The organism is Phenylobacterium sp. FG114, from assembly GCF_057809855.1.
This window is the reverse complement of record NZ_JBMDKU010000028.1, coordinates 20,757-28,536: the sequence shown is the minus strand read 5'-3', so window position 1 is coordinate 28,536 and position 7,780 is coordinate 20,757. Positions and strand designations below refer to the sequence as shown.

The 7,780-nt window shown below is 65.7% G+C and carries 7 protein-coding genes; 1 reads left to right on the top strand and 6 read right to left on the bottom strand.

The window, feature by feature from the left end:
* Positions 1-164 precede the first annotated feature (164 nt).
* From fusA to rpsL, 3 genes are all read right to left on the bottom strand, one after another.
* Entirely contained in the window at positions 165-2,243 is a 2,079-nt protein-coding gene (fusA, locus tag ACODSY_RS25895) for an elongation factor G (RefSeq protein ID WP_488954792.1), read from the bottom strand.
* 104 nt (positions 2,244-2,347) lie between these two features.
* The gene (gene rpsG, locus ACODSY_RS25890; RefSeq protein ID WP_488954791.1) at positions 2,348-2,821 is read right to left on the bottom strand and encodes a 30S ribosomal protein S7; all 474 of its coding nucleotides are present in this window, start codon (positions 2,819-2,821) and stop codon (positions 2,348-2,350) included.
* 11 nt (positions 2,822-2,832) lie between these two features.
* Complete coding sequence (rpsL, locus tag ACODSY_RS25885; protein ID WP_293385318.1) at positions 2,833-3,204, bottom strand: 30S ribosomal protein S12; 372 nt, start codon at positions 3,202-3,204, stop codon at positions 2,833-2,835.
* 310 nt (positions 3,205-3,514) lie between these two features.
* Between rpsL and ACODSY_RS25880 the strand changes: the two genes are divergently transcribed.
* Positions 3,515-4,228, top strand: a complete 714-nt coding sequence (locus ACODSY_RS25880; RefSeq protein WP_488954790.1) for a hypothetical protein — start codon at positions 3,515-3,517, stop codon at positions 4,226-4,228.
* Here the strand turns inward: ACODSY_RS25880 and ACODSY_RS25875 are convergent.
* From ACODSY_RS25875 to ACODSY_RS25865, 3 genes are all read right to left on the bottom strand, one after another.
* Positions 4,225-5,334: a ferritin-like domain-containing protein gene (locus ACODSY_RS25875; RefSeq protein WP_488954789.1), complete on the bottom strand. Its 1,110-nt coding sequence runs from the start codon at positions 5,332-5,334 to the stop codon at positions 4,225-4,227. The genes ACODSY_RS25880 and ACODSY_RS25875 overlap by 4 nt on opposite strands.
* Before the next feature lie 94 nt (positions 5,335-5,428).
* Positions 5,429-5,758 carry a TFIIB-type zinc ribbon-containing protein gene (locus ACODSY_RS25870; RefSeq protein ID WP_488954788.1) on the bottom strand — a complete coding sequence of 110 codons (330 nt, stop codon included), beginning with the start codon at positions 5,756-5,758 and terminating at the stop codon, positions 5,429-5,431.
* Between the two features lie 60 nt (positions 5,759-5,818).
* The gene (locus ACODSY_RS25865; RefSeq protein WP_488954787.1) at positions 5,819-7,633 is read right to left on the bottom strand and encodes an alpha/beta hydrolase family protein; all 1,815 of its coding nucleotides are present in this window, start codon (positions 7,631-7,633) and stop codon (positions 5,819-5,821) included.
* Positions 7,634-7,780 lie beyond the last annotated feature (147 nt).

Below are 7,780 nucleotides of genomic sequence, written 5' to 3'. Positions count from 1 at the left end.
CGATCGTGCCGATGTTGCAGTGCGGCTTGTTGCGTTCGAACTTCTCTTTGGCCATTTCAAGCTCCAGCCCTGTCCGGGCTTGTCCTCTAAACTAGGGTTGGGGCCCGAACGATCTCCGAAGAGATCGTTCAAACTCTTGGTTGGCGTTTTTCGGACGAAAAACGTTAGGCGTACTTCTTGATCACTTCGTCGGCGACGACTTGCGGCACCGGGTCGTAGTGGTCGTATTGCATCGTGAACTGCGCGCGGCCTTGCGAGAACGAGCGCAGGGTATTGATGTAGCCGAACATGTTGGCCAGCGGAACGAAGGCCGTGACCACTTGCGCGTTGCCGCGGGTCTCGGTGCCCTGGATCTGGCCGCGCCGCGAGTTCAGGTCGCCGATGACGTCGCCCATGTACTCGTCGGGGGTCAGGACCTCGACCTTCATGATCGGCTCGAGCAGCTTCGGAGCGCCCTTTTCGCGCAGCTCCTTGAAAGCGGCGCGCGAGGCGATTTCGAAGGCCAGGACCGAGGAGTCCACGTCGTGGAAGCCGCCGTCGTACAGGGTGGCCTTGAAGTCGATGAGCGGGAAGCCGGCCAGCAGGCCGTTTTCCTTCGCCGACTCCAGACCCTTCTGGACGCCAGGAACGTATTCCTTCGGCACCGCGCCGCCCACGATCGAGCTTTCGAAGATGAAGCCCGAGCCCGGCTCGCCCGGCTCGAACTTGATCTTCACGCGGGCGAACTGGCCCGTACCGCCGGTCTGCTTCTTGTGCGTGTAGTCGATGTCCGCGACCTTGCCGAGGCTCTCACGGTAGGCGACCTGCGGCGCGCCGATGTTGGCTTCGACCTTGTAGGTGCGCTTCAGGATGTCGACCTTGATGTCGAGGTGAAGCTCGCCCATGCCCTTCATGATCGTCTGGCCCGACTCCTGGTCGGTGTGGACGGTGAAGGACGGATCCTCGGCGACCATCTTGGCCAGGGCGACGCCCAGCTTTTCCTGGTCGGCCTTCGACTTCGGCTCGATGGCGATCTCGATCACCGGCTCGGGGAAGTTCATCTTCTCGAGGATGACCGGCGACTTGTTCGGGTCGCACAGCGTGTCACCCGTGCGGGTGTCCTTGAGGCCGGCCAGCGCGACGATGTCGCCGGCGAAGGCTTCCTTGATGTCTTCCCGGTTGTTCGAGTGCATCAGCAGCATGCGGCCGACCCGCTCGCGCTTGTCGCGCGTCGAGTTCAGCAGGCCCATGCCGGCTTCCAGCTTGCCCGAGTAGATCCGGCAGAAGGTGAGCGAGCCCACGAAGGGGTCGTCCATGATCTTGAACGCCAGGACCGACAGCGGCTCTTCGTCGGACGCCTTGCGCTCGACTTCCTCTTCGGTGCGGTAGTCGATGCCCTTGGTCGGCGGGATATCCACCGGCGACGGCAGATAGTCGACGACGGCGTCCAGCAGCGGCTGCACGCCCTTGTTCTTGAAGGCCGAGCCCGCGAGGATCGGATAGAAGGCGCCCGTCAGCACCGCCTTGCGGAGGCACTTCTTGATCACGTCGATCGAGGGCTCTTCACCGCTGAGGTAGGCTTCCATCGCCTCGTCGTCGAGTTCGACGGCGTTCTCGATCATGTAGTTGCGGGCCTCTTCGGCGTCCGCCTTCATGTCGGCCGGGATCTCTTCGTCGTGGTACTTGGCGCCTAGGCCGTCGTTGTCCCAGACAACCGCCTTCATGCGGACCAGGTCGACGATGCCCTTCAGCGACGATTCAGCGCCGATCGGCAGTTGGATCGGAACCGCCTTCACGCCGAGGCGCTCGCGGATCGTCCTCAGGCACATTTGGAAGTCGGCGCCGATCTTGTCCATCTTGTTGACGAACACGATCCGCGGAACGTTGTAGCGGTCGGCCTGGCGCCAGACCGTCTCGGTCTGCGGCTCGACGCCCTGGTTGCCGTCCAGCACCGCCACGGCGCCGTCGAGCACGCGCAGCGAACGTTCCACCTCGATGGTGAAGTCCACGTGCCCGGGGGTGTCGATGATGTTGAGGCGCTTGCCTTCCCAGAAGGCGGTCGTCGCGGCCGACGTGATCGTGATGCCGCGCTCCTGCTCCTGCTCCATCCAGTCCATGGTCGCGGCGCCGTCGTGGACTTCGCCGATCTTATGGCTCTTGCCGGTGTAGTAGAGGATCCGCTCCGTCGTCGTCGTCTTACCGGCGTCGATGTGCGCCATGATGCCGAAGTTGCGGTAGTCTTCGATTTTATGCGTGCGGGGCATAGCGGATGCTCTGCGAAAAAGGGGTGTTCGGAAGAGGCCTGAACGAACGGCGCGGGCGGTTTATCTCAAACCGCCCGCGCCGGAAAGCGTGACTACGACCGGGATTACCAGCGGTAGTGCGAGAAGGCCCGGTTGGCTTCAGCCATCTTGTGCGTGTCTTCACGCTTCTTGACGGCCGAGCCGCGGTTCGAGGAGGCGTCCAGCAGTTCGCCGGCCAGCTTCTCGGTCATGGTGTTCTCGCCGCGGTTGCGCGCGGCGTTGACGAGCCAGCGGATGGCCAGGGCGCGACGGCGCTCGGGACGCACTTCCACCGGAACCTGGTAGGTCGCGCCGCCGACGCGGCGGCTGCGCACTTCGATGGCCGGAGCCACGTTGTCCAGGGCCGAGTGGAAGGTTTCCAGCGGGCCTTGGTCCTTGCGGCGGTTCTCCAGGATGTCGAAGGCCCCGTAGACGATATTCTCGGCCACGGCCTTCTTACCTTCGTACATCACGTAGTTCATGAACTTGGTGACGACGAGGTCCCCGAACTTGGGATCCGGGAGGACTTCACGTTTATCTGCGCGACGGCGACGGGACATCTCTGAATTCCTTACTTCGGACGCTTGGCGCCGTAGAGCGAACGGCGCTGCTTGCGGTCCTTGACCCCTTGGGTGTCGAGCACGCCACGCAGGATGTGATAGCGGACGCCGGGCAAGTCCTTCACGCGGCCGCCACGGATCAGGACCACGGAGTGTTCCTGGAGGTTGTGGCCTTCGCCGGGGATGTAGCACACCGCTTCGATGCCGGTCGTCAGGCGCACCTTGGCGACCTTACGCAGAGCCGAGTTCGGCTTCTTCGGGGTCGTGGTGTACACCCGGGTGCAGACGCCGCGACGTTGCGGGCACCCCTTCAGGGCCGGGACCTTGTTACGCGCCGGCTTGTTCTGCCGGGGCTTGCGGATGAGCTGGTTGACTGTCGGCATCTAGTCTCGCTTGCGTGGAGGCGTGTGCCGTTTGGCCGTGGCGCCTCAGTTGGGATCGTTATGGTCGTTGTCCGAGGCCCACCCATGAAACGCAAAAACTCGCCGGAGCACCGTTGCGGCGTTCCGGCGGGAGCGGCTCATCGGAGCTGGGAAGAATCCCCGGCCTCGAAAGAGCGCGCTACATAGTCGGGAAGGGCCGTTCCGTCAATCGGCGTGACGCCAGGCGGCCGCCTGGCCGTTCGGCCATCAATTCGCCTCGCGAACGCCCCTTCCCTAAGGCGCAGCTTCGAGAGGGACGCAAGGAGCATGGATGCCGGCGGCGCTTAAGGGCCGGAAGTACGGAATCGTGGCGGCCTCGCTGGCCGTCCACGTCGTGCTGGCGGCGCTGCTGGTGCTGAACGCGCCGCGCCTGCGCATCCCCGAGATGTCGTCAGGGCCGCCCGAACCGATCATTCCCATCCTGATCATGCCGCGCACCCCGCCCAACGCGGCTGCGCCCGATAGTCGGCCCACCGCGATCCGCCTGCACCGACGCCAGACGCGCTTTTCGGAGCCGCCGCCCGTCGCCCCGCTGGTCGCGCCCGAGCGGCCGGAGACCGCGGCCCGCCCCGCCCCGACCGCGGGGCCGAAGACGATCACCATTCCGCCCTACGAGGACGCGCTGGCCACCAACGCCCGCAACGCCCTGCGCAGCCGGCGCAACTGCGACGATCCGAACCTGTCGCGCAGCGAGCGCGAAGCCTGTCAGGAGCGCCTCTTCGGCGCGGGCCGCGATGCGCCGCAACTCCCGCTGGGGATCGATCCGGGCAAGGCGTCGGATCTGGCCCGCGCGGCGCTGCGCAAGGAGCAGGACTATGGCTACAAGCGCTCGGCCGGCGGCGGCCCGGGCACGACCGGCTCCGGCTACGACAACGGCAAGATCGCCACGCCCGGGGCGCCCAACTTGGGGATGGGCGCCTCCGGGGGCGACCTCGGCGGGGTCACCGGCAACGACTCCCGCCGGGAACTGAAGGTCCCGTTCTAGGCCGCGATCCGATCCTTCATGGTCAGCGGCGCCTCCAGCACGGCCCAGTCGATGGCGCCGTCATGCTGCAGGTTCTCGAACTCCAGCACGCCCAGCTCCTCGAACTTCGGGCGGATGGCCTCGGTGAGCAGCCCCACCCGCTTGAGGTTCGGGATCATGCGTTCGAAGAGGAACTTGCGGAACGCCTGGCCGCCCTGGCTGCGGGCGTTGATCTCCAGCGCCTCGTCATGGGTGAAGCCGAATTCCTCGGCCACCGTCGTCGAGATCAGCCGGTTTTTCATCACCACGCACGCCTCGTAGGCGAACTGGGCCCGTTCCTCGATCTGGTCCTGCGGGAGGGCGCGGATCCAGTCCTCCAGGTAGTTCACGCCGAAGGCCACGTGGCGGCCCTCGTCGCGCATCACCAGTTCGACGACCTGCCGCAGCAGCGGGTCCGGCGTCTGGGCATGGATGGTCTGGAACGCCGCCAGGGCCAGGCCCTCGATCAGGATCTGCATCCCGATGAACTTCAGGTCCCAGCGCTCGTCGGTCAGCACCTTGTCGAGCAGGAACTTCAGGTTCGCATTGATGGGATAGATCATGTGGCACCGCTCCATCAGGTAGCGGTGGAACACCTCGACGTGGCGCGCCTCGTCGAAGGTCTGGGACGCCGCGTAGAGCTTGGCGTCGTGGGTGGGCGCACAGCTGACCAGCTGGGACGCCACCATCAGGGCCCCCTGCTCGCCGTGCAGGAACTGCGACAGCGTCTGGGCCGAGGTGCGGCGCATGAAATCCGCCCGCTGGGCCGGGCTCAGCGCCTTCCACTTGGGATGGTCCTTGAAGCCCTCCGGCCCCTCGTCCTCGGACGGGCCGGCGCGCTCAGGCGGCGCCAGCGTCCAGTCGACGTCGAGCTCGGCGTTCCAGTTGAAGCGCTTGCCCAGCTCGTAGAGCCGCCGGATCTTCGTGTTCGCCGCCTCGTAATCCCAGTTGTAGGAGCCGACGAGCGGCGTCTGGAATATCTCGCGGATGACCTCGACATCATGGTCCGTCAGGCGGCGGGCCAGTTCGTCGTCGTCGAAATACTGAACTTCGGTCGGCGGCCCTTCGACCACTTGCACCTGCAGCATGGCGATCTCCCTTGCGCCCGGTCCTTCCGGGCTTGGGACGATCATAAAAATGACGCCGGCGTCATCTTTGATCCACGTCAACCGCGGCGCGATCTCAGTCGAAGATGTCGAAGATGTCGAAGCCCTTCTTTTTCTTCTTGTAGTGATAGTCGTCGTCGTAGCGGTGGCCGCCGTGCTTGCCGTCGTAGGGGTGCTTGCGCTTCCAGTCGTCCGGATCGCGGCGGAAGTCCGAAACCTCCCGCTCGAAGCGCTCGCGGTCCGAGCGCTGGCCCGCCTGCTCCTCCCGCTGGCCGCTCAGCAGCTTCTCCAGCTCACCCCGGTCGAGCCAGACGCCCCGGCAACTCGGGCACATGTCGATCTCAACGCCGGAACGGGCGACGTTCTGCATCGAGGTGTTGCAGTTCGGGCAGAGCAGCAGCGGCACGATCGGTCCTCCTTGGTCAGGACCTGATCTAGGGATTCATACGCGTATGCCAAGGGGCAGTCAGTTCACGGGCAGGTTCTTGGCCAGGAATTTCTCCAGCGCCTCGAGCGTCTGCGTCCGCGTGGCGGTGCGCGTGAGGTAGTGGTTCTCGTTCGGAAGAATGATCAGCTCGTGCGGAAGATTGAGCTCTGCGAGCCGTTCAGCCATGAGACGAGACTGGGTTGGCAGGACCACCGTGTCCTTGTCCCCATGGATGAGCAGGATGGGGATCCGCGCTGCGGCGGCGTGGCGCAAGGGAGACATCGCCTGGATCTTGCCGGCGTCGGCGACCCCAAGTTCCTCGCGCAGTTCCTCCAGCCCCGCTGACGCCCGTCCATATAGGCGCGCCTGATCCTGAAGCAGGACCCCGAGGTCCGAGATGCCGGCGATCGAGGCGGCGCAACGATAGGCGGTCGGGTTCAACGTCGCGCCCGCCAACGCGGCATACCCTCCGAAACTCGCGCCAACGATGCAGACGCGGCTGGAGTCGATCTCACCGGTCGCCGCCAGCGCGGCGACGCCATCCAGCAGGTCGGTTTGCATCTTGCCGCCCCATTCGCCGCGGCCGGCGTCCTTGTGCGCCTGGCCAAAGCCGGTGGAGCCGCGGAACTGCGGCTGCAGTACGACGTAGCCGCGGGTCGCCAGAAACTGCACCATGTAGTCGAAATCGTAGTCGTCATTCGCCGCCGGTCCGCCGTGCGGCAGCACGACCAGCGGCAGCTTCGATCCCGACTTTGCGCCAGGCGGCAGAGTCACCAGCGCGGGGATTTCAAGGCCGTCGCGCGCCTTATAGGTGAGCCAGCGGGTGGCCCCTAAGGCTACCCCCGCCAATTCGGGATACTCTTCCCCTAGCGGAGAGATCTCTTTGCGCGCCTTGTCATAGAGATACCAGGCGCCCGGCTGAGATGGCGACGAGACCCTCGCCATGAACCGCGCGCGGTCCCGGGACCAGCCAGCCAACTCGATCGTACGGCCCTTGAACGCCCGCGACAGCACGCCGTGCGCCGCGCCCACCTCTGGATCCAACCATACGATCGCCGGCGTCTCGGAGCCGGTGGCGATCCCGACAAGTCCATTGCGGTGCGCGTCCCAGACCAGTTGGAGCCCCAATGTCGACTCCGCGAGTTGGGTCTCGGCGCCGTCGGACAGGCCACGGCGGAACAGCTTTCCGTCGCGCTCGAGCACGACCGCATCTTCCGGCTCACTATAGCCGAGGAATGTCGCGCCACCGCCGTCGCCGCCCTCGACCCACAGTTGGGTCCACTGAGACTTGCCCTTGGCGCGGCCGAACACGGCGCGCCGGTGGGTCAATTCGTCGATGTCGAGGCGAACCCGCCCCTCCCCGCTCAGGTCGACGTCCCAGCTCAAGGTGTCGTAGTCGCCCCTCTCCACCAGGCGACCCTTTCCGGTCGCCGGATCAATGCTCCAGAGGGCCCGGACGCTCGCATTCTCGACGCCCTTTCGCTTCAGACGGGTATTCATCGAATCCGACCCCATCCCTTCGGTCAGATCGTTGACGATGACCCGGGCCGGCGAAGTGCCGGTGATCCCGACAATGGGCTGGCCGCCCACGAGATATTGGGTGGTGGTGAGGTTGTCGAAGAACCGGGCTACCGCCTTGGCCTCCGGCGTCACCGCGATATGCCGTTCGATGCGGTACGACACCTTGGCCGCCGGCTCGTGCCAGTAGGCCACCGTTGCGATCACATGGTCGTCGCCGGCCCATCTCAGCCGCGTGGTCTCGACGTCGCCGAGCTTGAGGATCGGCAGGCCAGACTGGTCGATCGTGGCGATGGAAATCACGCGCTGATCGGACGCCCCGCCCAGGATGGCCACCCTCCGACCGTCCGGCGAGATCTCGGCGTCCACAACAGCCGGCACGCGCCCAAAGGCCGACGCCGGCGGAGGCGCGGCCCTCGCTCCGGCCGCAACACCGCACATGACGGCCGCAGCCGCCCACAACATCCCCCGCACGCTACGCCA

Excerpts from the sequence above, each read along its gene's own strand:
- rpsL (WP_293385318.1), bottom strand. The coding sequence starts at position 3,204 with ATGCCGACAGTCAACCAGCTCATCCGCAAGCCCCGGCAGAACAAGCCG.
- ACODSY_RS25875 (WP_488954789.1), bottom strand. The coding sequence starts at position 5,334 with ATGCTGCAGGTGCAAGTGGTCGAAGGGCCGCCGACCGAAGTTCAGTAT.
- rpsG (WP_488954791.1), bottom strand. The coding sequence starts at position 2,821 with ATGTCCCGTCGCCGTCGCGCAGATAAACGTGAAGTCCTCCCGGATCCC.
- fusA (WP_488954792.1), bottom strand. The coding sequence starts at position 2,243 with ATGCCCCGCACGCATAAAATCGAAGACTACCGCAACTTCGGCATCATG.
- ACODSY_RS25880 (WP_488954790.1), top strand. The coding sequence starts at position 3,515 with ATGCCGGCGGCGCTTAAGGGCCGGAAGTACGGAATCGTGGCGGCCTCG.